Source organism: Sagittula marina (assembly GCF_014196795.1).
In the GTDB taxonomy this organism is placed as follows: domain Bacteria; phylum Pseudomonadota; class Alphaproteobacteria; order Rhodobacterales; family Rhodobacteraceae; genus Sagittula; species Sagittula marina.
On sequence record NZ_JACIEJ010000012.1, the window covers coordinates 1 to 25,605 of the forward strand.

Below are 25,605 nucleotides of genomic sequence, written 5' to 3' on the forward strand. Positions count from 1 at the left end.
AAATAACGTTGAGGGCAAAAACCAGACCGCCGCGCTAATCTCTCAGCGCGCCCGCCTGACAATATCCTCGGTATGCTTCAACCTCGCTTCGCTTCAGTGTCGCCTCTCAGCGCCTCGTCCGCTCCGTCCGGTCCGTCCCGCAGCGCCTCAGCGCCGCCGGTGAAGGGGCTTCTACGGCTACCCCAAACGACTCGCAACCCCTTTTTTTGGCGCTTCGTCACATTTTCTTCGCAAAACGCCACAAGGCTCTGAAAACACACGCATTAAAACGGGCAACCGAAAGAACTATCGGTCGAAACGCGTTCGTTGAAACAGCTTCAGGAGGTTCCGGATGTTATTGCGGGCCAGTCACCCGCAAGGTCACCACCTATCATGCAATGACTATAGCCGTTTTTCCCGACAATGACTGTTGCCCGAGTGCCTAGGCAAGCCGCTGGTACAGTCCTCGACGCGGCAGACGCAGCGCCAGCAGCGATGCGATAAGTGCCATGTATAAAATCGGTTCGATCTGGAAACCCTTCACAAGCATGACGAAATGCAAGGCCCCCAACAAAGCGACTGCATACGTAACCTTGTGCAGTTGCCGCCAGCGGCTGCCCAGCGCACGGATCGCTCGGTTGGAGGAGGTGATCGCCAATGGGATCATCAGCACAAACGCCCCCATTCCAACGGTGATGTACGGGCGTTTCACAATATCGGCCCAGATCTGTGAGGGCTGTTGAACATCAAGCACCAGCCAAACCAGCAAATGCAGCGCCACGTAGTAAAAGGCCATAAGCCCGATCGCCCGTCGGAACTTCAGCAGGTTTATCCCCGCATGTTTGCGCAACGGCGTTATCGCCAGACCCGCGATCAGAAGCCACAGCGCCCACTTGCCCAGCTCATGCTCCAAAGCCTTTATAGGCTCGACACCGAGGCCCCCTGTGAGGCCCAGGTACAGAAGCCACGGCGCCGGAAGCGCCAATCCCAGATACACCATCCAGGTTGGCACCCGCCGGACATATGCGTTGAGCGCCTGCATCAGAAGTTTTTAACCAAGTCCATGCCCTCGTACAGGCCTGCGACCTCGTCATACCCATTGAACATCAAGGTTGGTTTCCGCCGGGCGAACAGGCCACCGCCCAATGGGCGCTCGGACGCCTGTGACCAGCGAGGGTGATCCACCTCCGGGTTCACGTTGGAATAAAACCCGTATTCTCCCGCATTTGCTTTATTCCATGCGGTCGCAGGCTGGGTGTCGGTCAGAGTGATCCTGACCACCGACTTGATCGATTTGAAACCGTACTTCCATGGCACGACCAGGCGCAACGGTGCACCATTCTGGTTTGGCAGCGGTTTGCCGTACAGGCCGGTTGCCATCAGAGTCAGCGGGTGACGCGCCTCGTCCAAACGCAAACCTTCCACATAGGGCCAGTCGAGGACGGGATACCTGACACCCGGCATTTCTTCGGGGCGCAACGCGGTTTCAAAGGCAACGTATTTCGCCTCCGGCTTTACCCCGACCATGTCGAGCAAGTCTGCCAACTCAAATCCATTCCAAGGCACCACCATCGACCACGCCTCGACACAGCGGAAGCGGTAAATGCGCTCTTCGATGTCCATCTGGCTCATGATGTCATCAAAGCTGTAGTCGCCGGGCTTGTCGACCATACCGTCGATCTGCACAGTCCAAGGGTCGGTGGTCAAAGCGCCCGCGTATTTCGCAGGATCTTCTTTGCCCGTGCCAAACTCGTAGTAGTTGCAGTAGTTGGTGATGTCTTCAAAGGCGTTGGGCTCCAGTGTTTCGGCATTTGCCGCGCCCGCCAGACCACCAGCAATGCCCAGAGCTCCCGCACCGGCCATCACCTGGCGACGATTCAGAAACAATGCTTCGGGTGTCACGTCTGAAGCGGTCAGGTCATTGGTCCAGCGGCGGCTCATGGGGCTCTCCTCGATATCGGTTGCCCCATAGGTAAGGTGAAGCCGTCAATGCACCAACAAACACTATCTCACGATGACGGTAGAGCGCTGTAACAAAGCATCGCTGGAAGGTCGGGAGTTGGCGCTTTCGACCTGTCGGGGCTCAAAGAGATCACCCACCTGCGTGCTACAGAGTCTCGCCCTCGATCTGCAAGCGACGCATGGCGTCCTCGAATTGCTTGTGACCGCGTGCGCGCTCCAGCCCGTCCAGCCCAAGATGCACCGACGGGTGAATGTCGTTCATCTGCACGGATGATCCATCGTTCACCACGACCCTCACATGGCGTCGACGCATCTGGCGCGGCTCGGCCACACCGACAGAGTGCGCAATGGTCTCCACCTCGTTGATAACAGCCTTGGCGTAAGCCGCGACACGCTTGTCCTTCTCTTCGACCACCAACCCCTTTTGCAGCGAAGGAATATGTGTCGTGATCCCCGTGGGGCAGGTGTTCTTGTTACACTTGAGGGCCTGAATGCAGCCGAGCGAAAACATGAAGCCCCGCCCCGACACAACGAAATCCGCGCCCATGCAGATAGCCCAGGCCACATCGCCCGGCGCGACCATCTTGCCCGCCGCGATGATACGGACGCGATCATGCATCCCGGCCAAGTCGCGCAGGTCCACCATACGGATCAGCGCGTCGCGCAGCGGCATCCCTACAAGGTCGATCAGCGGCATCGGCGCCGCGCCTGTGCCGCCTTCACCACCATCCACAGCGATAAAATCCGGCGCGCATTCGGCGCCACGCTCCTTGATCCGTTTGAAAAAGTCGAACCAAGGGTCGGCGGATCCGATGCAGGTCTTGATCCCCACCGGTTTGCCCGTGACCTCGCGGATGTGGCCGATGAGGTCCAGCAGATCATCCCAATCGTCCACCTCACGGTGACGGTTTGGCGAAATCGCATCCTTGCCCATCGGCACACCACGAATTGAGGCCACTTCTTCGTCGATCTTGGCGGCCGGAAGGATCCCCCCCTTTCCAGGCTTTGCCCCTTGGCTGAGCTTGATCTCGAACATCTTCACGTTGGGTTTTGCCGCCATATGGCGCAGCTTTTCATCTGACAGGTTGCCCGCTTCGTCGCGCACGCCGAACTTCGCCGTGCCGATTTGATAAACAATGTCACAGTTCCCTTCGAGGTGGTCCGGTGCCAAGCCGCCCTCCCCCGTGTTCAGCCAGATTCCCGCCAGCCCTGCTCCGCGGGACAATGCGCGGATGGCAGGCTTGGACAGCGCACCATAACTCATGCCTGAGATGTTGAAGATCGACGTGGCTGCGTATGGCTCCCGGCAGTGCGGTCCGATGATCATCGGCTCCGTTGAGGCGAACTGGTCATCCAGCGGCGGAAACACCGCATTCATGAAGATCGGCGTCCCCGGCAACGACAGGTTCCGCGTGGAGCCAAAGGCCACCGTGTTCGATTTTGTTTCTGCCGCGCGATAGACCCAGTTGCGTTGCGCCCGATTGAACGGCATCTCCTCGCGGTCCATGGCAAAGAAATACTGGCGAAAGAACTCCCCCAGCTCCGTGAACAGTCCGCGAAACCGGCCGATCACCGGGTAGTTGCGCCGGATCGCGTCACCAGTTTGCCGTGTGTCCAAGTAGAACATGGCGCAAACGGCCATTACCCCCAGACCCACGACGAAGACGAAAAGCAACGCCAGGTATTGCAGGGCGGTCATCGCGTATTCCATATTCACCTCCAGGAATGCTTTGATTTGACTGAATGCAAATGCACAAATTTCACGCTACCTTGTCATCATCACACCCAAATGGCACCCCGGCCAATCACAAGTGTAAGGGAGAGAGCATGAAAAAATTCCTGACATCTGCCGCTCTGATGCTGGTAGCGACCACCGCAACCGCAGATATCGTCCGCTATGACACAGAACAATCGTTCGACGACGTCATATTTGGTCTGGAAAACGCCATCCTCGACGAGGGTCTGGTGGTTGACCACATCAGCCACACCGGCGAAATGCTCGCCCGCACCAAGGAAGACGTGGGCGGCACGGTCGACCTGTTTATCCACGCGGACGTTTACAGCTTTTGCTCGGCCCGGATCTCGCGCGAGGTGATGGAGGCCGATCCAATGAACGTTTCCTTCTGTCCCTACCAGATCTTCGTGATCGTGCAGCCGGATACTCCGGACACCACGACCATAGGCTTTCGCAGCTATCCCGAAGGCGCCATGCAAAAGGTTGAGGCATTGCTCGACGGCATTGCCCGCGCTTCTATCGGGTTGGAATGACGTTCAATCCGTTCACAATGGATCACTTGGAATAACGCTATTGTCATTCGACGGCGAAAGGTGGTGCGGCTTAGGGGGCTCGCGCCACGTTTCAAGTCGAAGGACAACACTTATACGCGAAGTCCAATCGCGCTTCTCCTCCGTAGTCCTATCCGATGCAACAAGCATCACGGACTGACCAACAGGAGAGACAAAATGCTACGTTCAACCATTCTCGCCGCATCGATCGCCCTTGCCGCGCCAGCCTTTGCCGAAAGCCACGCCATGTCCAAAGACATTGTGGAGACTGCCACCGAGGCAGGCACATTTGAAACTCTGCTCGCTGCAGCACAGGCTGCCGATCTCGTTGATACCCTTAAGGGCGACGGACCGTTTACCATCTTTGCACCGACCGATGCCGCCTTTGATGCCTTGCCGGATGGCACTGTAGAAGACCTGCTGAAGCCGGAAAACCAGGACAAGCTGGCAGAAATTCTGACCTACCACGTCATCGCAGGCAAGGTCATGTCCACAGATCTGACAGATGATATGAAAGCCGCCACTGTCGAAGGCGCGGACGTCACGATCGACCTCGACAACGGCGTCATGGTGAACGATGCCACCGTGACCCAAGCGGATATCGAAGCGTCAAACGGCGTGATTCATGTCATCGACAAGGTAATCATGCCGCCGATGTAAGGCCAGAGAGCGGCGAAGCGCGCTCGCCGTATCGTAAAAAAGGCCCGCCAGATCGGCGGGCCTTTTCAGTTTTGGCAGACCTCAGTGGACGACCGCATCATCCGGTTTGGGCCGGTTGGTCGCACCGACCCGATCGCCGATCAGCAGCCCCTCGGCCCCGGCGGACACTGGCACGACGTCACCGTCAGACACGTCTCCGGACAGCAGCATCTCGGCCAGCGGATCCTGCAACGCACGCTGGATCACCCGCTTCAAAGGCCGCGCGCCGAACACCGGGTCATACCCGTCATCCGCCAGCCACTGCTTCGCCTCGTCGTCCAGCTCCAGCCGGATCTTGCGGGCTGCCAGTCGCTTGAGCAGACGCCCAAGCTGAATGTCCACGATCCCGCCCATGTCCTCGCGCTTGAGCCGATCAAATATGATCGTCTCGTCGAGACGGTTCAGGAACTCGGGGCGGAAATGCGCCCGCACAGCGTCCATGACATCACGCTTGGCCTGCGCCGCGTCGCCACCATCAGGTAGCTGCGACAGGGCTTGCGAGCCAAGGTTCGACGTCAACACGATCAACGTCTGCTTGAAGTCCACTGTCCGGCCCTGACCATCGGTCAGCACACCATCATCGAGAACCTGCAACAGCACGTTGAACACATCCGGGTGCGCCTTTTCGACTTCGTCGAACAAGACAACCTGATAAGGCCTGCGCCGCACGGCCTCGGTGAGGACACCGCCTTCATCGTAGCCCACGTAGCCCGGAGGCGCACCGATCAAACGGCTGACCGCGTGTTTCTCCATGAACTCCGACATGTCGATCCGCACCATTGCGTTGTCGTCGTCAAAGAGGAACTCCGCCACAGCCTTCGTCAGCTCGGTTTTACCCACGCCGGTCGGGCCCAAGAACAGGAACGAGCCCAAGGGCCGCCCTTCGTCGTTCAGCCCGGCACGCGCCCGGCGCACCGCATTGGCCACCGCCGTCACTGCCTGGTTCTGGCCGACAACCCGACGATGCAGGTTGGCCTCCATGCCCAGCAGCTTGTCGCGCTCCCCTTCGAGCATCTTGCCCGCCGGGATACCGGTCCAGCGTTCAACCACCGAAGCGATCTGATCCGGGCGTACAGCCTCTTCGACCATCATGTCGTCAGCGTTCTCGGCCTCCGCCAGCTGCTTTTCGAGCTCCGGGATAGAGCCATACTGCAACTCACCGGCGCGCGCGTAGTTGCCCTCGCGCTTGACGATTTCCAGCTCTGCCTTGGCGTGGTCGAGCTTTTCCTTCAGATCGCGGGCGAGGCTCAGCTTGTCACGCTCCGCTTGCCACTGTGCCGTCATCTCGGCACTGCGCTCCTGAACCTCGGCAAGATCCTTTTCCAGCTTTTCGAGCCGGTCCTTGGACGCCTGATCCTCTTCGAGTTTCAGGGCCTCGACCTCGATCTGCATTTGCAGAATGTTGCGGTCGAGCTGGTCCAGCTCCTCGGGTTTGCTGTCGACTTCCATCCGCAGACGCGACGCAGCCTCGTCCATCAGGTCGATGGCCTTGTCCGGCAGGAAACGGTCCGTGATATAGCGGTGCGAGAGAGTCGCCGCCGCCACGAGGGCCGAGTCCGAGATCCGCACACCGTGGTGCAGCTCGTACTTTTCCTTGATGCCGCGCAGGATGGAAATCGTATCCTCCACGGTAGGTTCCTGCACCATCACAGGCTGGAAACGACGGGCCAAGGCCGCGTCTTTTTCCACGTGCTTGCGATACTCGTCGAGCGTTGTTGCGCCGACGCAGTGCAATTCCCCGCGCGCCAGAGCCGGTTTCAGCAAGTTGGACGCATCCATCGCGCCATCCGCCTTACCCGCGCCGACCAGCGTGTGCATCTCATCGATGAACAACACGATCTCACCGGCAGCTGTAGTGACCTCGGACAGGATGGCCTTCAGCCGCTCCTCAAACTCGCCGCGATACTTCGCACCAGCAATCAGCGCGCCCATGTCCAGCGAGAGCAGGCGCTTGTTCTGCAGGCTTTCCGGTACGTCGCCATTAACAATGCGCAGCGCCAGACCTTCGGCAATCGCGGTTTTACCCACGCCGGGTTCGCCGATCAAAACCGGATTGTTCTTTGTCCGGCGGGACAACACCTGCATGGCACGACGAATTTCCTCGTCCCGACCAATGATCGGGTCGATTTTCCCCTCACGCGCACGCTCGGTCAAATCCAAGGTATATTTCTTCAGCGCCTCATAGGCATCCTCGGCAGACGCGCTGTCTGCCGTCCGTCCTTTGCGCACGTCATTGATCGCGCCGTTCAAGCCTTGCGCGGACACCTTGCCCGCATCCAATGCCTCTTTCGCCGGGGATTTCACCATGGCCAACGCCATCAGCATCCGCTCCACCGGAACAAAGCTGTCGCCCGCCTTCTTGGCGATCTTTTCCGCCTCATCCAGCACCTTGCCGGTGGCGGAATCAAGGTAGACCTGCCCAGCGTCTCCAGACACCTTTGGGATCTTTGCCAGTTTGGTATCAAGCACTTGCACAACGCGCTTGGGATCGCCCCCGGCCGCGCTGATCAAGTTGGACGCCAGCCCCTGGTCATCATCCATCAGGGCTTTCAATACATGCTCGGGTGCCAGCTTTTGATGGCTTTCCCGCATCGCAATCGTCTGGGCGGCCTGAATGAAACCGCGCGCACGATCCGTGAACTTCTCCAAGTTCATCACACTTCTCCTTTAACAAGCACCCAACCTCGGTCACGCCCACGATCTGTGGCACGCGCCCCTTTTCGGGCCTCAGAGTAAAGATGGGGCACTGGCGGTGCTGGTTCAAGCGCCTTGTTGTAAAAATATCACTGAACTGATGCTGCCTATTTTAAACCTCTCATCGCATCAGGTTTCGATTGAGGCACCTGAAAGAAGTTCGTGACGGATATCGAAATCGCGGGTCCCCAAACGACGTCATACATAGCCGTCAGCAGTGGGCCGGCCGATGCTGCCGACCAAAACGCTGAATCAAGCCCGATGGGTTCCAGATCACATGGTCCACGGTTTGCGCCCGGCATGCAACGAGTTGCACTGACCCGCGCTTGACGTGGCCTCTCCAGCCCGCCAAACGGAAGGCGCGTTAGAGGAGCCCTGCCATGAGCCAAGCCACCACCAAGCCCGCCGATGACCGCCTGATCGTCGCCATTGATGTGCCCAACGTGATCCAGGGCCTTGAACTTGTTCAGACACTGGGGCCATCCGTCTCTTTTTATAAAATCGGTTTGGGCATGCTGACCGGCGGGGGCCTCGCTTTGGCCAATGAACTCAAGCAGGAGCACGGCAAACGCATCTTTCTCGATATGAAATTTTTCGACATCGGTGCCACCGTCGAAGCTGCCGTGCGCGGCATCGCGCAGTTCGATCTCGATTTTCTGACGGTGCATGGTGACCCTCATGTGGTTCGCGCCGCCAAAGAAGGCGCGGCAGGCTCTGATCTGAAAATCCTTGCCGTGACCGTCCTGACCTCGCTTGACCGCGAAGATCTCAACAATTCGCTATATAAAGACGGTGCCATCCCCGATCTGGTGACCGAACGGGCCGGACGCGCTTTTGACGCCGGAGCCGATGGGGTCATCGCTTCTCCGAATGAAGCCGCGCTGATCCGCGCGCTTCCAGAATCCGATGGCCGCCTTATCGTAACCCCCGGTGTGCGCCCCGCAGGTGCCGACAAGGGCGACCAGAAACGTATTGCAACCCCCGCTCAGGCAATCCGGGACGGCGCTGACCATATCGTTGTGGGACGTCCGGTGCACCGCGCCAAAGATCCTCGCGCCGCGGCAGCGGCTATTGTTCAGGAAATGAACTCCGCGCAGGCAAGCCGTAGCCAATAACACGTCGCCAGCCTAACCCCGTGCGGGGCATTCCTGATGACAGCGGATGCCCTGCGCGCAGCTTTCCGGCTCTGAAGCGGCTTGAACGAAGCTCCCTCCGTCACACACACTCACGATAAGGAACCTGCATGCCTGCACATCCGTTGGGAAGGTGGGCCGCGTGCGAGGGTGTGAGAATTGTGAATGTCACGCTCGAATGCCGGTAACGCCCGAATCACATACCAGTGTGTGGATAACTCTGGGCATAAATCCACTCATTGTTGCGCCGATTCCCGCCAACGCCTTGAGCTCAGAAGAAAACCTTTTTCAAAAGATACGTGAAACTTTTCCACAGGTCGTTACGTTAATACCACATGAAGGTTAACGAAGAGCAGTCAAGGACAGAAGGGAATAGAAGCATGAGCGATATGACACCACGCATCCATGACGTCCGTTACAACGCCGTCGAACAGTGTTTTGAAGCCTTGGTCACCCTCCACACCCCCGGTGGACGCGTTAGGGTAGCAAGCCAGTTCGATGCTCCCATGACCACAGATTTTGAAGCTGCATCTCGCGGCCTGTTGAACGCCGCCCTGATTGGCCTGAGCGATCGCAGCGCCCTTAAGTCCCGCGAAATGCGCAAGCCGATCATGCCGCCGCGGCGCGTTGGCGATATGTCACACGCAGCCTGAGCTTCAGACAAAGTTTAGCCTTGGAGGCTGTCCTCCCGCAGCCTTGGGCTCACCCCTGTGCCGTCTCTTGCCATTGATGGCGCAACACTCGCCGAATCACGATTACGTGGTGTTCGGCTCCCCTCCGGGGGAGATCTGCCTGCGGTTCATACACCTGTATGAGCCTGCCATCTGGTTCTCTGCTTGTCCCCTGAGAGCCGGAAAACTGACCGGGGCGTCGCTGGATTTTCAGCACGCCCCGGTTTTTTCTTTCCCAAAAGCTAAAGTGTCTTCAGATACCCGGCCAGCACGGTGCGGAACTGCGGTATTGCGTCCTCTGCCGCGACGAAGTCCTTGGGCCGCATGGCTTTCCAGCCTTGCCCCTCGTCGCCGAACCGGACCTGATCGATCAAATCCTCAGACCCGTGTGCAGCGAAAAACCACTCCACCCCTTTCGGACCCTGATACAGATGCACCGGACGCAGCAAGGCAGACGGCACGTCCAACCCTAATTCTTCCCGTGTTTCACGCAAGACGCAGGCCTCAGGCGTTTCGCCCGGGTCACGCAGTCCACCGGGAAAGTCGAGATATCCAGGCCAGTCGATCCACGACAGATCGTCCCGGCGCAAAACCAATACATCGTCGCCCGCAAACAACATCAGCTTTGCACCACGAAACCGGGCACGCGGCGCGCCGGGCCAATCAATCATTAATGTCGGTGTCCCATATTTTAACTTGTCCTTTGCGCTCCCCCGCCATTTTGCGAATGGCAAACCATGCTATGGCAGAAACCACCGCCCAAATCAGCAGCGCCCAAGGCAAAGAGCCAATCCCGACCGTCAGTAACAACAGTCCCACGACAATGGCCCCGACCGCCAATCCCAGCGCGACAAAGCCGGGTGCCAAAACCTCGACAATCAACAGAACCACACCGAAGGCCACCCACAGCCACCAGGCATCCCACCCCATCAGGTCCGCCTTTTCAACAACTTGAATGCATCACCAAAGGCGTCCAGCGCACTGGACGGCAACAAGATTGTCTGAGTGCCAGGCCCCTCGGCCACCTTGCGCAACGCCTCGACCTGTTTCAAAGCAACCTCGTACTGCGCGGCCTCAATGCCATTGTCCTTGATGACGCGGGCGACGATCTCTGTGGCATAGGCCTCTGCCTCGGCGGTGATACGGCGTGCCTTGGCCTCTTGTTCAGCGGCATACAGCTGTGCATCCGCAGCCAATTCCACGGCCCGGCGCTTGCCCTCCGCTTCCGTCACTTGCGCGCGACGGGCGCGTTCGGCATTGAGCTGTTGCAACATGGCGTCCCGCGTTGCCTGGTCGAGATTCACATCAAGAATTTCGGCGCGCGTGACCTCTATCCCCCAGTTATCTACCGCGTCCTCGACGCTGGACTTGATCTCGGAGATCAGCCGATCCCGGTTGGACTGCACTTCGTCCAGCTCCATCTTGCCGATCTCGGCGCGCACGATACCTGCAACGGTCGTGGCAATCGCCCCGTCCACATCGCGGATCCGGTAGACGGTCTTTTCCGGCTCCAGAATGCGGTAAAACACGCTGGTTTCCACCTGCACCAACACGTTGTCCATGGTGATCGCGTCCTGCGACGCCGTGGGCAACTGGCGTTCCAGGATGGAGATCTTGTGCCGGACCTTATCTAGAAACGGGATTATGAAGTTGATCCCCGGCCCCAAAACCGCGCGCAGTCGCCCAAAGCGCTCCACCACGAACTTCTCCGACTGCGGCACGATCCGCACACCGAGGAAGATACAAATGATAACGAACACCGCCAGCAGCAGCACGATGATGTTGGACCCGACAAAATTCGCCAGCATCTCTTCGGGTGGCATAGGAAAACCTTTCGCTGAAAATAACTGAGACCTATGTAAGCATAAGGGCGCCCACGCGCCAGATTGTCCGCACCCGCTACAGGCGATATTCTCCGCACATGCCCTCCCTTTGCCGCGATTGCCTCACCACGTTCGACAGCGGACAGCGCTGCCCCGCTTGCGGGCGGCCGCGCATTGTGGCGCATCCGGAACTCTTCAGTCTGAGCATCGCGCATATGGATTGCGACGCATTTTATGCGTCTGTGGAAAAGCGTGACAACCCGGAGCTCGCCTCCAAACCTGTCATCATCGGTGGCGGGCGACGCGGCGTGGTGTCCACGGCTTGCTATATCGCGCGGATACGCGGTGTGCGCTCGGCCATGCCGATGTACAAGGCCCTGCAACTGTGCCCAGATGCCGTGGTCATCAAGCCGCGCGGTGCAGTCTACGCCGAAGTTTCGAAACAGATCCGCGCATTGATGGAGGAACTGTCCCCTGCCATTGAACCGCTCTCGCTCGACGAGGCTTTCATCGACCTGACCGGCACCGCGCGCCTGCACGGCCATCCGCCAGCGGTGATGCTGGCCAAGCTGGTCAAACGCATGTCCGAAGAAATCGGTGTCACAGGCTCTATCGGTCTGTCACATAACAAGTTTCTGGCAAAGATCGCCTCTGATCTCGACAAGCCGCGTGGTTTTGCAGTGATCGGCGCAGCAGAGACGCAAGCGTTTCTCCGGCCCAAATCCGTGCGTATGCTATGGGGTGTGGGCGAGGCCGGACAGGCGTCCCTTGATCGCGCAGGCATTCGTACGTTCGAGGATCTGTTGCGCTGGGAAAAGCGCGATCTGATGCATCGTTTCGGCAGCATGGGTGAGCGGCTTTATCACTTGGCACGCGGCGAGGACCGCCGCCGCGTGACTCGCAATGCACCGGTCAAATCCATCTCCAACGAGACGACATTCAACGAGAACACTGCGGACAGCGACATTCTTGACGGGCATCTGTGGCGGCTGTCAGAAAAGACCACGGACCGCGCCAAGGCCAAGGGTTTGGCCGGCCGGACCGTCACACTGAAGCTGCGGCGAAGCAATTTCAGCCTGCTTTCCAAACGCATGACCCTGCCTGATGCGACACAAATGGCCGACACGCTGTATCGTGCTGCACGCGGGTTATTCGACCAAGTGCCCGAGAACGGACCGTGGCGGTTGATCGGCGTAGGCCTGTCGGACGTGGTGCCGGACAGCATGGCCGACCGCGTGCCCGACCTGCTGGATCCGCAGGCGCAAACCCGCGCCAAGGCTGAACGCGCCGCAGATGAGATCCGCAAGCGTTTTGGCGATGGCGCAATCCTCAAAGGGCGCGCGCTGCGTTAGGTTCCGCGATTCAGCAGACCATCTTCTTCCTCGGTGACGTCGTAGCCCATGGCCTCCAGCCCCGCCTCCAGATTGTCAGCCAGATGTGGTGTGCCGATCAAATAATCCGCTGTTGGGGTCGAAGCCTCCGCCAGAGCGGTCTGATAGGCTTCGCTCGCCTCGGCGCTCTCGAAGGTGCCACGTCCGATCCACATGATCGCGGTGAGCGCAGCCGCTTCCTCTTCGTCCATTCGATCAATCAGACCGCGCAACTCTGCTTCGCCGCGATCCAATTCGCGGGCCATCAGGATGACCGCAGCCACCTGCCGCGGGCTAATTTTGTCGTTAAATCTGTCCATGACACGCCTCCTGTCGCCTTATCTGCAAGATGGTGGGAAAAGAGATATGTTTCTTTGACCTTAAACAAGTTCTCAGGCGAAGATTCGATAGTATAGCCAATCGGGAAGAAACTGACTGCCTCGAAACACCCATGAAAACATTCTGGGAAACGCCTTTTGGAATCCCCCCTTCGACATGTGATCGAAATAGACCTGAGCGGCTTCTTCCGGCTGCATTTTGAACGGCATTTTGAAATCGTTTTTATCGGTCAGCCGCGTCTCAATGAAACCGGGGCTGAGCAATTGCACCTCCACCCCGGTTTTATGCAGGTCCGCGTAAAGCGATTCTGCCAGGGACATAACCGCGGATTTGGTCGAAACGTAGGCCGCCGACCCCGGCAACCCGCGGTATCCTGACAGCGAACCAGTCATGACAAAATGGCCTTTGTTCCGCTCTACAAAGCGGGGGATGACGGCACTCACCAATCGCATCGCGCCGCCAATGTTCACATCCGTCATAAGATTCGCGTGTTCCGGCTCCCATGCCTTCGCACCAAAGGGCCAGTACACCGCCGCCAGTTGGACCACACCGTCAATGTCCCCGATGTCATCGGCGACCTTTTTCAACGCGTCGTAATCCGTCACATCAACCGGTTTTACAATTGCATGACCGGGCAGACTGTCTGCCACCTCCTGTAACTTATCCTCTGATCGTGACGACAGGATCAACTCGACACCGGCCCCGCTCATCTTTTTGGCCAGAGCCGCGCCAAGGCCTTCGCTTGCGCCAACAATCCAGTAGCGTTTACCAGTCCAGTTTCTCATGTCTTCTCCTTTGGCCGCATCACCGCGACAAGTTCGGCCACCTTGATACCAAACTTGCGAAACTGGGATCGGTTCACCACTGCGCCGTCGGGGGCAAGATACATCCAGTCGGTCGCGCTCAGGACATGGCCGCCCGCATCGTCGGGCAATTGCAACCGATAGCGCAACCGCAGGGCTGGCCCCGCCAATTGCCCGCGCGCCTTGCCAATAACATCGTCCGCTTCGCCGGTTACAGTCGCATCATTCCCCAATATCAGCCGCCATTCACGAGCTTCCTCACGGCCTGACGCATAGCGGTAGTGTTCCTTCAAGATCCCAGTGTTGCCTTGCCACGTTCCGACAAAATCAGCGGCAAAGCGCGACACAACCCGCCCTGTGGGTCCGTAGATCACACCATGTGCTTCTATTGGTCCGCTCAGATGACGGCGAAGGTCCAGCGCCTCACCCGGCTCATCACGATAATCGCCCAGATGTTGCGCCGGAAAATCTGCCAGTCTGCGCCGTGCCAACACCATCAGCGCCACGATTGCAGCCCCCGCCAAGGCCCAAATCATGACGCCTCCTGCTGGTGCATCGGCAACTCGCCAGAGACCTCGTCCGCCGGCGGTTCAGGTCGTGGGCGATACCCAGCGCCTTTCCACCAAAGTTTCAACGCTTGCCAATGGATCAGCGCCAGGACGCGCCGCGAGCCAAACGGTCTGCGCAAAGCAGAGTACAGCATTGCGCGATTGCTCAACTTTGCCCGAGGCCCCACGAGCGTTGCGACCAGACCGCCATGTCCGTGGTCCAGATCGATCCATATCCCAATTCGGTCGGGCCGAATATCGAAGCGGAATTCATACTGTCCTTGAATGGGCTGAAACGGAGAGACGTGGAAAATCTTCTGCGCCGTGATCCGGTCCTCCGGCGTGATCCCTGATCCGTCGGATTTCGCACAGAGGTAGGAGTGACGGTCGCCAAACGTGTTCGACACTTCCGCGATCACCGCGCGCAAGGTTTCTCCGTCATAGGCCAGCCAGAACGACACCGGGTTGAACACATGCCCCAGCAAGCGTGGCTGGGTCAGCAGCTTCAACGGTCCGGAGAAAGTGACACTGTTGGCGGCAAAGACCTCACGCGCCCAAGCGGCCCCGCGTCCCTGTTTCGGCGCACCACCGTGATCGCTGTCCTGCACCGACATGAGGCCCGCGCGGTTGCGCCCGAACATAATGGGCTCCTGCGTCTCGGTTTCCGGCTCCAACAGCACGTAATCCACGGAATAGCGAAAGGCGTTTTCAATCGCCCCTTTGCGCCCGTGGAAGGTGTGTGCCCGAATGAAGTCGGTCATGCGGCCTCCTCACAGCGCGCACGTTCGGCGATGCCGCGGGCGACCTCAGCCGCGCTGGCCAAGCCATCCTCGTGGAAACCATTGCGCATCCAGGCACCGCAGAACCAGGTGTTCTGCGCCCCATTAAATCCCGCGACCGCGCGCTGCGCCTCCAGCATTCCCGTATCGTAGACCGGATGGCGGAGGGTCACTTCGTCATGCACCTTCGACGGGTCTATGGGCCGGGTCGAATTCAGCGTCACAAACAGCGGCAGAGTTTCGGGGATCGGCTGCAAGCGGTTCATCCAGTAGGTCAGGTCGATCGCCTCGGTCGTCTTGTCAGGCGCCTCGACGTAATTCCACGACGACCAGCAGGCCCGGCGTGTCGGCATCATCGTTTCATCGGAATGCAAGACGACCTTGTTGGGCTGATAGGCGACTTTGCTCAACGCTGCGTGCTCCTCGGCAGATGGATCGGTCAGCAGCTTCAGCGACACGTCCCCATGTGTTGCAAACACGACGTCATCGAATGCTTCCCAATCGCCGCGTGCCTTCACCATGACCTGCTGGCCCGACCGCTGCACCGCGTCGACCGGGGTGCCCGCGCGCAGTACAGTGCCTTGTGCCTTCAAGGCAGCCACCAATCGCTGCACATATTCGACCGAACCGCCCTGCACGGTGTACCATTGGTGCTGACCCGTCGCGCTAAGCAGGGCATGGTTTTCGAAAAAGCGGACCAAGGCATGGGCCGGGAAGTCCATAATCTTTTCCGTAGGCGTTGACCAGATTGCCCCGGACAAGGGCAAAAGATAGTGCTTCTGAAACCATTCCCCGGTGCCCAGCTTTTCAAGAAACTGGCCAAGCGTGAGGCTTTCATCCTTGGCAACCGCGACAGCGTGCTTGTTGAACCGCATCACGTCGCGCAGCATCCCCCAATAACGTGGGTTCAAAGCGTTCCGCTTCTGGGCAAAGATCGCTCCGACGTCGCGCAAACCATATTCCAGACCACTTTTCAGCGATGCGGAAAAACTCATGTCGGATTTCACCACCGGCACATCCAGCTCGTCAAACAGCCGGGTCAGAAGCGGGTAGTTGGCGTAATTGAACACGATGAAGCCTGTGTCCACCGGCTGATCGCCGACTTTACGGGTACGGGCATGACCGCCCAACCGGTCCTCCGCTTCATACAGCACGACCTCCGCATCGGCCCCAAGCATATGTGCCGCCCCAAGACCAGAGATCCCGCCCCCGATCACGGCAATGCGGCGACGCGCACCGGAACGCGGCGGGATTGGGCTGTTTTCAAACGGCATGCAGTCGGTCCTTTTCGAATGTAATACTGATAACTACGCACGCGACCGCCAAATGGATGACAACGCAGCGGAAATTTTTTAACGCGGCACTGTGATCCAATGCCGAAAGCGTTGCGTACCAGTTTCATGTACAGCCTTTTGACCACCGACGCGCAACGCGACCCTCCGCCCCTTGCACCGACCCGTCGGGACAGGCCATCAAGGACGTCAGCGACCAAGGAGCGACCCAAGCCGGTGACAAGCCGTCCGTCAACACCACGCGAAAGCGAGGCCGCCACTTGGGCTGCCTTGCTCATTCGCATCCGCGACGACCGGGACGAGGCTGCATTCGCCACGCTCTTCCGGCACTTTGCGCCGCGTCTGAAGGGCTTCCTCATGCGATCCGGGGCCGATGCGACCGAGGCTGAGGAATGCGCACAAGAGGTTATGACCACACTGTGGGTCAAGGCCGCGCAATTCGATCCCGCCCGGGCCTCGGCGGCGACATGGCTGTTTACGATTGCACGGAACAAGCGAATTGACCGCATCCGCCGCCAACGCCGGCCCGAGCCAGAGGATCTTCCCTGGGGCCCTGAACCGGACCCGGATCAGGCAAGTCTGTTGGGCCTGCAACAGGAAACCGAACAGTTGGCTGCGGCCATGAATGCCCTGCCTGAAAAGCAAAGAGATCTGATCCAAAAGGCTTATTTCGGCGATATGACGCACAGCGAAATCGCTGATGCCACCGGACTGCCGCTCGGCACGATCAAATCCCGCCTGCGGCTGGCGCTGGACCGCCTGCGCCATGCGATGACCACGAGAGACCAATCATGACAGACCCGATTCATCATTTAACCGAAGACCTGCTTCAAAGCTATGCCACCGGCACGTTGCCCGAAGCGGTCAACCTGATCGTCGCAAGCCATGTGTCGTTGTGCGACACCTGCCGCGCGGCGGTTGAAAGTTACGAGGCTCTCGGGGGAGCCGTGCTCGACACGCAAGAGGTCGAAGCGCTTTCTGACGATGCGCTGGACCGCGCTATGGCCGCCATTCGCTGTGTCGCGCCAGAGACGCGGCCGATCCAACTGCCCGACCCGGATCCCGTTGTGCCTGCGCCTTTACGAAATTACATAGGCTCGCTGGACAAGGTCCGGTGGCGGCCTTTGGGTCTGGGCGTGAAACAGGCAATCCTCGACACCACGTCCGAGGCCACTGCACGTCTGCTGTTCATCCCGGCAGGAGTCGCTGTGCCTGACCACTCGCACAAAGGGCTGGAATTGACGCTGGTTTTGCAGGGCGCGTTCTCTGACGAGGACGGGCGTTTTGAACGCGGCGACATAGAGGTGGCGGATGACTCCGTCGAACACATGCCTGTGGCCGATATTTCCGAAGATTGCATATGCCTCGCCGTGACGGATGCCCCCCTACGCTTTAACGGTTTCCTCCCGCGGATGTTGCAGCCGATCTTTAGGATCTAGCAACTATGTTTATTCGCCGGGTTGAACCTTTCAGGGTGAGCGGATGATCCGTCTGGCGATGGGAACAATCATTCGTGCGGTTGCGATGAAGAGCGTTGATGTGGAATTCGACCCTCTTTCAAACGTATGACAACTGATTTGAGAATTTGGGTGAGCAGACGAATATGTCGTAGAGACCGGCTCCGGCCCCTAATGGTTCTCCTTCGCCTCGACCGGTGTCATGAGGGGCCGACGCCAGACCGGTCGTGCCTGCGGCATCGCCTGATTTCATTCGGCCGAATTGAAGCAAATCCGCGATTATTATCACCGCGCGAACGGGCACGATTTCAGGAATTGATCACCGTAAGTACGCCCTCGCAGAAAGCGGCGCCGATTGTGCAATATAGCCGGATGTTATCATGCATCGCGACCATCAGTTGCCCGCACTGGGATAGAACTTGGCATGCACGCACACGATCCCAAACTGTCTGAAACCGACGCACACATTTACAAGATCTGACACCAGCGCCGGATCGTTTCACCCTAAATTTAATCATCCAAATGCCGGGACTGATCTCAAAAGCTCAGTTCAGGCGGTCCTGTCCAGCGCTGCGTTGAGGTAAGTAGGCTCTCCCCAACCGGTCGGCAGCACCGCCACTGTTCCTGCCTGCATCATTCCCCTAAAGGTGATCGAACCATTGCCGAAATCGAGACGCATCATATCACCCTCGCGGGTTACGCTATATGCCTCAGGCGCCGACGATCCATCAGGGCGCGCGCCCAATTGCAGCAAAACGTCCGTACCAGCGCCGATTTTCACAACGTCATGACCATCCCCAACGCCGTAGTGCAGGCCGACCGTCCGCCCCGATATCGAAATAAGGTCGTCCCCCGCCTCGCCCGCGACATGGATCGCCTCAGCCCCGCTGACGTTGATGGCGTCGTTTCCGGCCCCACCATTCACATCAGCAATGTTGCTTTGGACAGCGCGATACCGCGCCGCCACGTCGCCCGACAAAAGCGCCGTGCGTTCCGCCGCAGTTGTTTCGTTAAGCGAAAGGCGACGCGCGACGCCCCCTCCCAAGGTAGCATCCACTGTGATTGCGTCCGATCCGTCGCCACCATAGATGCCGCCTGCGATACCCGCCTGAACGCTGATCGCATCGTTGCCGCCTTCGGTGTAGATGCTGCTAACCACCGTTCCGCTGACCGCGACCGCATCCGCGCCTGCGCCGCTGTAGACACTTTGCACCTCTTGCCCGTTGACCGCCACTGCGTCCATGCCTGCGCCCGTGTAAACGCTTTGCACCCGCACTCCTGTTACGGTGACTGCGTCGTTGCCATCTCCGGTCTGCACGGCCTTCACCCAGTCCGCCCGGGCAGACACGGCGACACCATCCGGCCCGGATGCTGCCGCAAACAGCACGCGCCCTTCGTTCTTTGAGCCTCCCGTCAGCTTATTCAAAGCTGCCTGATAGGCTGCGGTCTTTTCCTGTAGGCGCTCAACCCGTCTTGCGGAGGCCTCCGATGATCGCCTGGGGCGCTGCATCTCCTGTATCTTGGACATGCGGTCCTCATGCTCAACATGCTCGCGACTGACCTTCGCGTCGTACAACGTCAGTAGGGCCTCAGTATCCGTCGGGCGAGACCGGGTATGGGCGATCCCAGCCTGTGAGATCATCCCACCAGTGCTGACCTGAGCTGTCAAAAGAGAGAGAGACATCATCGTGCTCCTGTTCCGGTATCACACCAGAAATAATGTCATCAGCATCTTTCCAGAGAGTTTTCTGCCACCAACGGCATCCTCAAAATGTCCTGTGCATTTACATCAATAGCCGGTTTGAACGTTGGACAGACGCGGAGATGTCTCGAACTATGACCATGGGCCAACCACTATTTTTCGTGTATTTTAAGAGACCAATCTCGCCCGCTACCATGAATGCGCGAAAAAAAGGCGTCCGGTGCACACCGGACGCCCTGTAGACCATCACATGCCGGGCATTCGCCACAGCCCGCGATCAGTGCTTTTTCTTCTTCGGCGGCATCAGATCTGTAATCGTGCCTTCGAACATCTCGGCGGCAAAGTTCACCGTCTCCGACAGCGTCGGGTGCGGGTGAATCGTGTGTCCAAGATCGACCGCATCTGCGCCCATTTCGATGGCCAGTGCGACCTCGGCGATCAGATCACCGGCGGACGGACCGACAATGCAGCCACCGATCACCCGTTGATCTTCGGGATCGAACAACAGCTTGGTCATGCCCTCAGAGCGGCCCAGTGACAACGAACGGCCCGAAGCGGCCCAGGGGAACACGCCTTTTTCGAACTTGATGCCATCGGCCTTTGCCTGCGTTTCTGTCACGCCAACCCAGGCCACTTCAGGATCGGTGTATGCCACCGACGGGATAACCTTGGCGTCGAAATGGCGGTTTTCGCCGCTGGCGGCCTCTGCGGCGACCTTGCCTTCGTGCACGGCCTTATGTGCCAGCATCGGCTGACCCACCACGTCACCAATGGCGAAAATATGCTTCACCCCAGTACGTTGCTGGCTGTCCACGCCGATAAAGCCACGGTCATCAACCGACACGCCGGCCTTGTCCGCGTCGATTTTCTTGCCATTGGGACGACGACCAACAGCCACCAGAACCTTGTCGAACGTATCCGTAAAGCTCTCGCCCTTATCGTCCTCAAAGGTAACGTGCATACCGTCATCCTTTGCCTCGACCGCAGTCACCTTGGTCTTGAGGAAGATGTTGGCATAGCGGCCTTTGATCCGCTGCATCAGCGGCTTGACCACGTCCTTGTCCGCGCCGGGAATGATCTGGTCCATCAGCTCGACAACCGTAACCTTGGAGCCAAGCGCATCATAAACACAGGCCATTTCCAGCCCGATGATACCACCCCCCAGAACCAGCAGACGCTCGGGAATATCCGCCAGCTCCAGCGCGCCGGTGCTGTCGATCACACGCGGATCGTCATGCGGAATAAAGGGCAGCGTCACAGGCTCGGACCCGGCGGCAATGATGCAATTGTCGAACGACACGGTGGTGCCCTCGACGTCGATCATGTTGGGGCCGGTGAACTTGCCGTAGCCTTTGACAACCTTCACCTTGCGCTGCTTGGCCAAGCCATCGAGGCCACCGGTCAGCTTGTTCACGACACCGTTTTTGAAGTCGCGCAGACCGTCCAGATCGATCTCAGGTGCACCGAACTTCAGACCGTGATGCGCGGTTTCCTCGGCTTCGGTGATGACCTTTGCCATGTGCAACATCGCCTTTGACGGGATGCAGCCCACGTTCAGGCAGACGCCGCCAAGGTTGTCGTCTTTCTCAATGAGAACAACGCTCTGTCCCAGATCCGCCGCGCGGAACGCCGCAGAATAGCCGCCCGGGCCGGACCCCAGAACAACAAGCTCCGCATGGATGTCGCCGGGGCCTGACGCAGTGCCAGTGGCCTCGGTCGCCTTGGGTGCCTCGGATTTGGGAGCCTCTTTCGGGGCCTCCTCGCTGGCGCCCTCAGCGGCCTCAAGCACGACAATCACGTCGCCCTCTTTGACCCTGTCACCTTCTTTAACCTTGATTTCCTTGACCTTGCCGGCACCGGAGGACGGCACCTCCATGGTGGCCTTGTCTGATTCAAGCTCGATCAGTGCATCTTCCTCGGCAACGGTGTCGCCAACGGAAACCAGCACGGTCACGACCGGAACGTCCGTGAAATCGCCGATATCGGGTACTTTGATGTCCATATCGCTCACCACATCAGTTTCCGCATATCACCGAGCAAGCCCTTGAGCGTCACGCAGAAGCGCGCGGCCAAGGCACCGTCGATGGCGCGGTGGTCATAGGACAGCGACAGCGGCTGCATCAGGCGCGGCTCGAACTCGGAGCCGTTCCAGACCGGAGCCATCTTCGACCGGGTCAGACCAAGGATTGCCACTTCCGGCGCATTCACGATGGGCGTAAAGGACGTCCCGCCGATCCCACCAAGCGACGAGATGGTGAAGGTCGCGCCCTGCATATCCTTGGATTTCAGGTTGCCATCACGGGCGGCCTTGGACAGCTCCATAAGATCCTTTGAGATTTCCACCAGACCCTTGCGGTCGGCGTCCTTGATCACGGGGACCATCAGGCCATTGGGCGTGTCCGCCGCAAAACCGATGTTGTAGAAGTCCTTCTTGATCAGCTTGTCGCCGTCCGGGTGGATCGAGGAGTTCACTTCCCAATGCTGCTTGAGCGCGGACACGGAGGCCTTGATAACAAAGGACAACAGCGTAACGCGGTAGCCCTCTTCCTTGGCGTGGGTGTCCATCTCCTTGCGGTACTTGTCCAGCTCGGTGATGTCCGCCTCGTCGTTGTGCGTGACATGCGGAATGTTGAGCCAGGAGCGGTGAAGCGCAGGACCGGAGATCTTCTTGATCCGCGGCATATCCACATCTTCAACCGGTCCGAATTTGGAAAAGTCCACCGCAGGAATTGGCGGAATGCCCATGCCACCCTGGGACGGGGCACCGCTGGACGCTGCAGGCGCAGCCGCCTTCAGTGCACCTTCGACATCTTCGCGCAGGATGCGACCTTTGCGCCCGGACCCATTCACGGTGGTCAGGTCAACCTCGACCCGCCGGGCAAACGCCCGGACAGACGGCGAGGCATGCACTTTGTTGAAACCGGCGTCCGTTTTCGGCGCGGGGGCGGCGTCCTGCTTGGGCTCCTCTTTCTTCGGGGCCTCCTGCTTGGGCGCGTCTTCCGTTTTCGGCTCTTCCTTGGGCGCGTCCTTCGCGTCGTCGCCCGTCTCGTCAGCCTCAAGGATCAGAACCACGGTGCCTTCGGACACTTCGTCCCCCTCGGCAACCTTGATCTCCTTCACGACACCGGCGTGAGAGGACGGAACCTCCATCGTCGCCTTGTCGGATTCCAGCTCGATGATGGCGTCTTCTACCGCGATGGTATCACCCACGCTCACCAGAACGGTGACGACGGGCACTGCATCGAAATCGCCGATATCCGGCACTTTTACTTCGGTTGTCATTCTTTACTTTCCTCCTGATCGGTTTGCCTGCTTTGGGTGAGGCACCACGGCCCTCAGTCCCAAAGCAGGCCTCCCATCAAACCAAACGCGGGTTCGGCTTGCCGCCGTCGATGTCGTATTTGTCCATGGCTGCTTGCAGGTCCTTTTCAGAGACCACGCCCTCCCGGAAGAGGTCCACCATGGCAGCGGCCGCGATGTGATTGGCGTCCACCTCGAAGAAGCGACGCAAATTCACCCGGCTGTCCGAGCGGCCAAAGCCATCTGTGCCCAGCACGGTAAAGCGCTGCTTCACCGCACCGCGGACCTGCTCCGCGTAGTTCTTCATGTAGTCAGTGGCGACGATGATCGGGCCTTTGGCATTCGCCAGCGTTTGCGTGACGTAGGGCACACGCTCCTCGGCAAATGGGTTCAGACGGTTGTGCCGCTCCGTGTCCTGGAAATCACGCGCCAGTTCGTTGAACGATGTTGCCGACCAGATATCAGACGTGACGCCGAAGTCCTCTTCCAACATCTTCGCCGCCTTGATTGCCTGAACCAGAATGGTGCCGGAGCCCATCAGGTTCACGTGTTTCTTGGCGGGCTTTTCGGCCTTCTTCATCCGGTACAGGCCCTTGATGATGCCTTCCTCGGCGCCCATCGGCATTTCCGGGTGATGGTAGTTCTCGTTCATCAGGGTCAGGTAGAAATACACATCTTCCTGATCCACGAACATCCGCTGAAGCCCGTGCTGCACGATCACCGCCACCTCGTAAGAAAAGGTCGGATCGTAGCTGATGCAGTTCGGGATGGTGCTGGCCAGAATATGGCTGTGGCCGTCCTCGTGCTGCAAACCTTCGCCGTTCAGCGTGGTCCGCCCGGCGGTGCCACCCAGCATGAAACCACGCGCACGGCTGTCGCCAGCGGCCCAGGCGAGGTCGCCGATCCGCTGGAAGCCAAACATGGAGTAGTAGATGTAGAACGGCACCATCGGCACGCCGTGATTGGAATAGGACGTCGCCGCCGCAATCCAATCGGCCATGGCGCCTGCCTCGTTGATGCCTTCCTGCAGCACCTGACCGTCGAGCGATTCCTTGTAGTAGGACATCTGTTCGCGGTCTTCCGGCGTATAGTTCTGCCCCAGCGGGTTGTAGATGCCCACAGACCGGAACAGCCCTTCCATCCCGAAGGTGCGGCTTTCGTCCGGCACGATCGGCACGACCTGCTTGCCGATCTTCTTGTCGCGCAGCAGCGTCGTCAGGATGCGGACAAATGCCATGGTCGAGGAGAATTCCCGCTCGCCACTGTCCGCCAGTTCCTTTTTGAACGCATCGAGGCCGGGGATCTCCAACTTCGGCGTTTCAGTTTCCCGCTTCGGGAAAGAACCGCCCAGATCCTTGCGCCGCTCGGCCATATAAGCCTTTTGCGCGTTGTTCAGCGTGACAAAGGGGATGTCCTTTTCCAGCTCCTCGTCGGTGACGGGAATCCTGAACCGGTCGCGCATCGCCTTGAGCTGTTCAAGCTGCATCTTCTTTTGCTGGTGCGTGGTGTTCTGGCCTTCGCCAGCGGTGCCCATGCCGTACCCTTTGACCGTCTTGACCAGCAGCAGCGTCGGCTGGCCCTCGGCCTCCGTCGCGCGCTTGAAGGCGTTGTACACCTTCTTGGGGTCGTGACCGCCGCGGCGCAGCGCCCAGATCTGGTCGTCGGTCCAATCCTTCACCAGCTCCGCCGTCTCCGGGTATTTGCCGAAGAAATGCTTGCGGATGTAGGCGCCGTCCTTGGATTTGAACGTCTGATAATCGCCGTCGACGGTCTCATCCATCAGCTGACGCAGCTTTCCAGAGGTGTCCTGCTCCAGCAGTTGATCCCAGCCCTTGCCCCAGAGCAGCTTGATCACGTCCCAACCGGAACCGCGGAAGTTGCCTTCGAGCTCCTGGACAATTTTGCCGTTGCCACGCACCGGGCCATCAAGACGCTGCAGGTTGCAGTTCACGACAAAGATCAGGTTATCGAGACCTTCGCGCGCCGCCAGATGGATCGCGCCGAGGCTTTCGGGTTCGTCCATTTCGCCGTCGCCGAGGAAGGCCCAGACCTTGCGGTCGGATTTCTCGATCAGGCCACGGTTCTCCATGTATTTCATGAAGCGCGCCTGATAAATCGCCATCAGCGGGCCAAGGCCCATGGAGACCGTCGGAAACTGCCAGTAATCGGGCATCAGCCAAGGGTGCGGGTAGGACGACAGCCCTTCGCCGGACACTTCGGAGCGGAACATCTTCATCTGATCTTCGGACAAACGCCCTTCCATGAAGGAACGCGCGTAAATGCCAGGGATCACGTGGCCCTGAAAGAACACCAGATCGCCACCGTGAATCGCAGACTTGGACCGCCAGAAGTGGTTGAGACCCACGTCATATAGCGCCGCAGACGAGGCGAAGGACGCGATGTGGCCGCCGTATTCGCTGCTTTCCTTGTTGCGTTTGACCACGGTCGCCATGGCATTCCAGCGATTGATGGTGCGGATGCGCCATTCCATCTCTTGATCGCCGGGGATTTCCACCTCGTCGTCAGGCGAAATCGTGTTCTGATATGGCGTGGTCGCAGAAAAGGGCAGCTTTGCCCCCGCTGCCCTTGCACGTTGAACCGCCTTGTCGAGCAGGAAATGCGCACGGTCGGCGCCATCCCGTTCAATCACATCCTCAATGGCTTCTTGCCACTCTTGGGATTCTATCGGGTCCACGTCCTGGGGAGTGTCTTTCATGTGTCCTCTTCCCTCCTCTGTCGATCCAAAGCTGCAGTGCAGCAATTGTTCA

23 protein-coding genes are annotated in these 25,605 nt (G+C 59.1%); 7 read left to right on the forward strand and 16 right to left on the reverse strand.

Going from position 1 to position 25,605, the window contains the following annotated elements; genetic code table 11:
- Positions 1 to 421 precede the first annotated feature (421 nt).
- From msrQ to GGQ68_RS19470, 3 genes are all read right to left on the reverse strand, one after another.
- Positions 422 to 1,021: a protein-methionine-sulfoxide reductase heme-binding subunit MsrQ gene (gene msrQ / locus GGQ68_RS19460; protein ID WP_183968963.1), complete on the reverse strand. Its 600-nt coding sequence runs from the start codon at positions 1,019 to 1,021 to the stop codon at positions 422 to 424.
- The gene (gene msrP / locus GGQ68_RS19465; protein ID WP_183968965.1) at positions 1,021 to 1,920 is read right to left on the reverse strand and encodes a protein-methionine-sulfoxide reductase catalytic subunit MsrP; all 900 of its coding nucleotides are present in this window, start codon (positions 1,918 to 1,920) and stop codon (positions 1,021 to 1,023) included. Before msrP ends, msrQ begins: the two co-directional genes overlap by 1 nt.
- A gap of 166 nt (positions 1,921 to 2,086) precedes the next feature.
- Positions 2,087 to 3,652 (reverse strand): FMN-binding glutamate synthase family protein, encoded by a 1,566-nt coding sequence (locus GGQ68_RS19470; protein WP_183968967.1) that lies wholly within the window; start codon positions 3,650 to 3,652, stop codon positions 2,087 to 2,089.
- A gap of 116 nt (positions 3,653 to 3,768) precedes the next feature.
- Here GGQ68_RS19470 and GGQ68_RS19475 point away from each other — a divergent pair, with 116 nt between their 5' ends.
- A complete protein-coding gene (locus GGQ68_RS19475) occupies positions 3,769 to 4,209 on the forward strand; it encodes a DUF302 domain-containing protein (RefSeq protein WP_183968969.1) in 441 nt (146 codons plus the stop codon).
- Positions 4,210 to 4,404: 195 nt separating this feature from the next.
- Complete coding sequence (locus GGQ68_RS19480; RefSeq protein ID WP_183968971.1) at positions 4,405 to 4,887, forward strand: fasciclin domain-containing protein; 483 nt, start codon at positions 4,405 to 4,407, stop codon at positions 4,885 to 4,887.
- An 81-nt stretch (positions 4,888 to 4,968) separates the two neighbouring features.
- Here GGQ68_RS19480 and clpB read toward each other — a convergent pair whose 3' ends face one another.
- The gene (gene clpB, locus GGQ68_RS19485; RefSeq protein ID WP_183968973.1) at positions 4,969 to 7,581 is read right to left on the reverse strand and encodes an ATP-dependent chaperone ClpB; all 2,613 of its coding nucleotides are present in this window, start codon (positions 7,579 to 7,581) and stop codon (positions 4,969 to 4,971) included.
- Positions 7,582 to 8,000: 419 nt separating this feature from the next.
- On the opposite strand from clpB, the gene pyrF reads away from it, so the two are divergent.
- Both pyrF and GGQ68_RS19495 read left to right on the forward strand, forming a co-directional pair.
- Positions 8,001 to 8,735 carry an orotidine-5'-phosphate decarboxylase gene (pyrF, locus tag GGQ68_RS19490; protein ID WP_183968975.1) on the forward strand — a complete coding sequence of 245 codons (735 nt, stop codon included), beginning with the start codon at positions 8,001 to 8,003 and terminating at the stop codon, positions 8,733 to 8,735.
- A gap of 398 nt (positions 8,736 to 9,133) precedes the next feature.
- The gene (locus tag GGQ68_RS19495) at positions 9,134 to 9,406 is read left to right on the forward strand and encodes a hypothetical protein (RefSeq protein ID WP_183968977.1); all 273 of its coding nucleotides are present in this window, start codon (positions 9,134 to 9,136) and stop codon (positions 9,404 to 9,406) included.
- Between the two features lie 260 nt (positions 9,407 to 9,666).
- On the opposite strand, the gene GGQ68_RS19500 is transcribed toward GGQ68_RS19495, so the two are convergent.
- Genes GGQ68_RS19500 through GGQ68_RS19510 form a run of 3 tightly spaced genes read right to left on the reverse strand, consistent with a single transcriptional unit; the run spans position 9,667 to position 11,247 of the window.
- Positions 9,667 to 10,095, reverse strand: a complete 429-nt coding sequence (locus tag GGQ68_RS19500) for an NUDIX domain-containing protein (protein WP_246429457.1) — start codon at positions 10,093 to 10,095, stop codon at positions 9,667 to 9,669.
- Positions 10,088 to 10,354, reverse strand: coding sequence for an NfeD family protein (locus GGQ68_RS19505; RefSeq protein ID WP_183968979.1), 267 nt, complete (start codon positions 10,352 to 10,354; stop codon positions 10,088 to 10,090). The genes GGQ68_RS19500 and GGQ68_RS19505 overlap by 8 nt, the downstream gene beginning before the upstream one ends.
- Positions 10,354 to 11,247 (reverse strand): SPFH domain-containing protein, encoded by an 894-nt coding sequence (locus GGQ68_RS19510; protein ID WP_183968981.1) that lies wholly within the window; start codon positions 11,245 to 11,247, stop codon positions 10,354 to 10,356. Before GGQ68_RS19510 ends, GGQ68_RS19505 begins: the two co-directional genes overlap by 1 nt.
- 98 nt (positions 11,248 to 11,345) lie before the next feature.
- Between GGQ68_RS19510 and GGQ68_RS19515 the strand changes: the two genes are divergently transcribed.
- Positions 11,346 to 12,599, forward strand: a complete 1,254-nt coding sequence (locus GGQ68_RS19515) for a DNA polymerase IV (protein WP_183968983.1) — start codon at positions 11,346 to 11,348, stop codon at positions 12,597 to 12,599.
- Here GGQ68_RS19515 and GGQ68_RS19520 read toward each other — a convergent pair.
- The 5 genes from GGQ68_RS19520 to GGQ68_RS19540 form a co-directional block, all read right to left on the reverse strand.
- Positions 12,596 to 12,937, reverse strand: a complete 342-nt coding sequence (locus tag GGQ68_RS19520) for a DUF3775 domain-containing protein (RefSeq protein ID WP_183968985.1) — start codon at positions 12,935 to 12,937, stop codon at positions 12,596 to 12,598. The two genes, GGQ68_RS19515 and GGQ68_RS19520, sit on opposite strands and share 4 nt — an antisense overlap.
- A gap of 72 nt (positions 12,938 to 13,009) precedes the next feature.
- Complete coding sequence (locus GGQ68_RS19525) at positions 13,010 to 13,741, reverse strand: SDR family NAD(P)-dependent oxidoreductase (RefSeq protein ID WP_183968987.1); 732 nt, start codon at positions 13,739 to 13,741, stop codon at positions 13,010 to 13,012.
- On the reverse strand, positions 13,738 to 14,295 hold the full coding sequence (locus tag GGQ68_RS19530; RefSeq protein ID WP_183968989.1) for a DUF3833 family protein: 558 nt from the start codon (positions 14,293 to 14,295) through the stop codon (positions 13,738 to 13,740). The genes GGQ68_RS19525 and GGQ68_RS19530 overlap by 4 nt, the downstream gene beginning before the upstream one ends.
- The gene (locus tag GGQ68_RS19535; protein WP_183968991.1) at positions 14,292 to 15,068 is read right to left on the reverse strand and encodes a DUF1365 domain-containing protein; all 777 of its coding nucleotides are present in this window, start codon (positions 15,066 to 15,068) and stop codon (positions 14,292 to 14,294) included. The genes GGQ68_RS19530 and GGQ68_RS19535 overlap by 4 nt, the downstream gene beginning before the upstream one ends.
- A complete protein-coding gene (locus GGQ68_RS19540; protein WP_183968993.1) occupies positions 15,065 to 16,360 on the reverse strand; it encodes an NAD(P)/FAD-dependent oxidoreductase in 1,296 nt (431 codons plus the stop codon). Before GGQ68_RS19540 ends, GGQ68_RS19535 begins: the two co-directional genes overlap by 4 nt.
- A 234-nt stretch (positions 16,361 to 16,594) precedes the next feature.
- On the opposite strand from GGQ68_RS19540, the gene GGQ68_RS19545 reads away from it, so the two are divergent.
- A complete protein-coding gene (locus GGQ68_RS19545; RefSeq protein ID WP_343056004.1) occupies positions 16,595 to 17,173 on the forward strand; it encodes a sigma-70 family RNA polymerase sigma factor in 579 nt (192 codons plus the stop codon).
- A complete protein-coding gene (locus tag GGQ68_RS19550; RefSeq protein ID WP_183968997.1) occupies positions 17,170 to 17,817 on the forward strand; it encodes a ChrR family anti-sigma-E factor in 648 nt (215 codons plus the stop codon). Before GGQ68_RS19545 ends, GGQ68_RS19550 begins: the two co-directional genes overlap by 4 nt.
- A gap of 568 nt (positions 17,818 to 18,385) precedes the next feature.
- Here GGQ68_RS19550 and GGQ68_RS19555 read toward each other — a convergent pair.
- From GGQ68_RS19555 to aceE, 4 genes are all read right to left on the reverse strand, one after another.
- A complete protein-coding gene (locus GGQ68_RS19555) occupies positions 18,386 to 19,363 on the reverse strand; it encodes a hypothetical protein (protein ID WP_183968999.1) in 978 nt (325 codons plus the stop codon).
- Between the two features lie 451 nt (positions 19,364 to 19,814).
- Entirely contained in the window at positions 19,815 to 21,539 is a 1,725-nt protein-coding gene (gene lpdA, locus GGQ68_RS19560) for a dihydrolipoyl dehydrogenase (protein WP_183969000.1), read from the reverse strand.
- A 5-nt stretch (positions 21,540 to 21,544) separates the two neighbouring features.
- Positions 21,545 to 22,819 (reverse strand): 2-oxo acid dehydrogenase subunit E2, encoded by a 1,275-nt coding sequence (locus GGQ68_RS19565; protein WP_183969002.1) that lies wholly within the window; start codon positions 22,817 to 22,819, stop codon positions 21,545 to 21,547.
- 76 nt (positions 22,820 to 22,895) lie between these two features.
- Entirely contained in the window at positions 22,896 to 25,553 is a 2,658-nt protein-coding gene (aceE, locus tag GGQ68_RS19570; protein WP_183969004.1) for a pyruvate dehydrogenase (acetyl-transferring), homodimeric type, read from the reverse strand.
- Between the last annotated feature and the right edge of the window lie 52 nt (positions 25,554 to 25,605).

Bases quoted from the DNA above. Each gene is read 5' to 3' on its own strand.
- msrQ (WP_183968963.1), bottom strand. From the start codon at position 1,021: ATGCAGGCGCTCAACGCATATGTCCGGCGGGTGCCAACCTGGATGGTG.
- msrP (WP_183968965.1), bottom strand. From the start codon at position 1,920: ATGAGCCGCCGCTGGACCAATGACCTGACCGCTTCAGACGTGACACCC.
- GGQ68_RS19470 (WP_183968967.1), bottom strand. From the start codon at position 3,652: ATGGAATACGCGATGACCGCCCTGCAATACCTGGCGTTGCTTTTCGTC.
- GGQ68_RS19475 (WP_183968969.1), top strand. From the start codon at position 3,769: ATGAAAAAATTCCTGACATCTGCCGCTCTGATGCTGGTAGCGACCACC.
- GGQ68_RS19480 (WP_183968971.1), top strand. From the start codon at position 4,405: ATGCTACGTTCAACCATTCTCGCCGCATCGATCGCCCTTGCCGCGCCA.
- clpB (WP_183968973.1), bottom strand. From the start codon at position 7,581: ATGAACTTGGAGAAGTTCACGGATCGTGCGCGCGGTTTCATTCAGGCC.
- pyrF (WP_183968975.1), top strand. From the start codon at position 8,001: ATGAGCCAAGCCACCACCAAGCCCGCCGATGACCGCCTGATCGTCGCC.
- GGQ68_RS19495 (WP_183968977.1), top strand. From the start codon at position 9,134: ATGAGCGATATGACACCACGCATCCATGACGTCCGTTACAACGCCGTC.
- GGQ68_RS19500 (WP_246429457.1), bottom strand. From the start codon at position 10,095: ATGATTGATTGGCCCGGCGCGCCGCGTGCCCGGTTTCGTGGTGCAAAG.
- GGQ68_RS19505 (WP_183968979.1), bottom strand. From the start codon at position 10,354: ATGGGGTGGGATGCCTGGTGGCTGTGGGTGGCCTTCGGTGTGGTTCTG.
- GGQ68_RS19510 (WP_183968981.1), bottom strand. From the start codon at position 11,247: ATGCCACCCGAAGAGATGCTGGCGAATTTTGTCGGGTCCAACATCATC.
- GGQ68_RS19515 (WP_183968983.1), top strand. From the start codon at position 11,346: ATGCCCTCCCTTTGCCGCGATTGCCTCACCACGTTCGACAGCGGACAG.
- GGQ68_RS19520 (WP_183968985.1), bottom strand. From the start codon at position 12,937: ATGGACAGATTTAACGACAAAATTAGCCCGCGGCAGGTGGCTGCGGTC.
- GGQ68_RS19525 (WP_183968987.1), bottom strand. From the start codon at position 13,741: ATGAGAAACTGGACTGGTAAACGCTACTGGATTGTTGGCGCAAGCGAA.
- GGQ68_RS19530 (WP_183968989.1), bottom strand. From the start codon at position 14,295: ATGATTTGGGCCTTGGCGGGGGCTGCAATCGTGGCGCTGATGGTGTTG.
- GGQ68_RS19535 (WP_183968991.1), bottom strand. From the start codon at position 15,068: ATGACCGACTTCATTCGGGCACACACCTTCCACGGGCGCAAAGGGGCG.
- GGQ68_RS19540 (WP_183968993.1), bottom strand. From the start codon at position 16,360: ATGCCGTTTGAAAACAGCCCAATCCCGCCGCGTTCCGGTGCGCGTCGC.
- GGQ68_RS19550 (WP_183968997.1), top strand. From the start codon at position 17,170: ATGACAGACCCGATTCATCATTTAACCGAAGACCTGCTTCAAAGCTAT.
- GGQ68_RS19555 (WP_183968999.1), bottom strand. From the start codon at position 19,363: ATGTCCAAGATACAGGAGATGCAGCGCCCCAGGCGATCATCGGAGGCC.
- lpdA (WP_183969000.1), bottom strand. From the start codon at position 21,539: ATGGACATCAAAGTACCCGATATCGGCGATTTCACGGACGTTCCGGTC.
- GGQ68_RS19565 (WP_183969002.1), bottom strand. From the start codon at position 22,819: ATGACAACCGAAGTAAAAGTGCCGGATATCGGCGATTTCGATGCAGTG.
- aceE (WP_183969004.1), bottom strand. From the start codon at position 25,553: ATGAAAGACACTCCCCAGGACGTGGACCCGATAGAATCCCAAGAGTGG.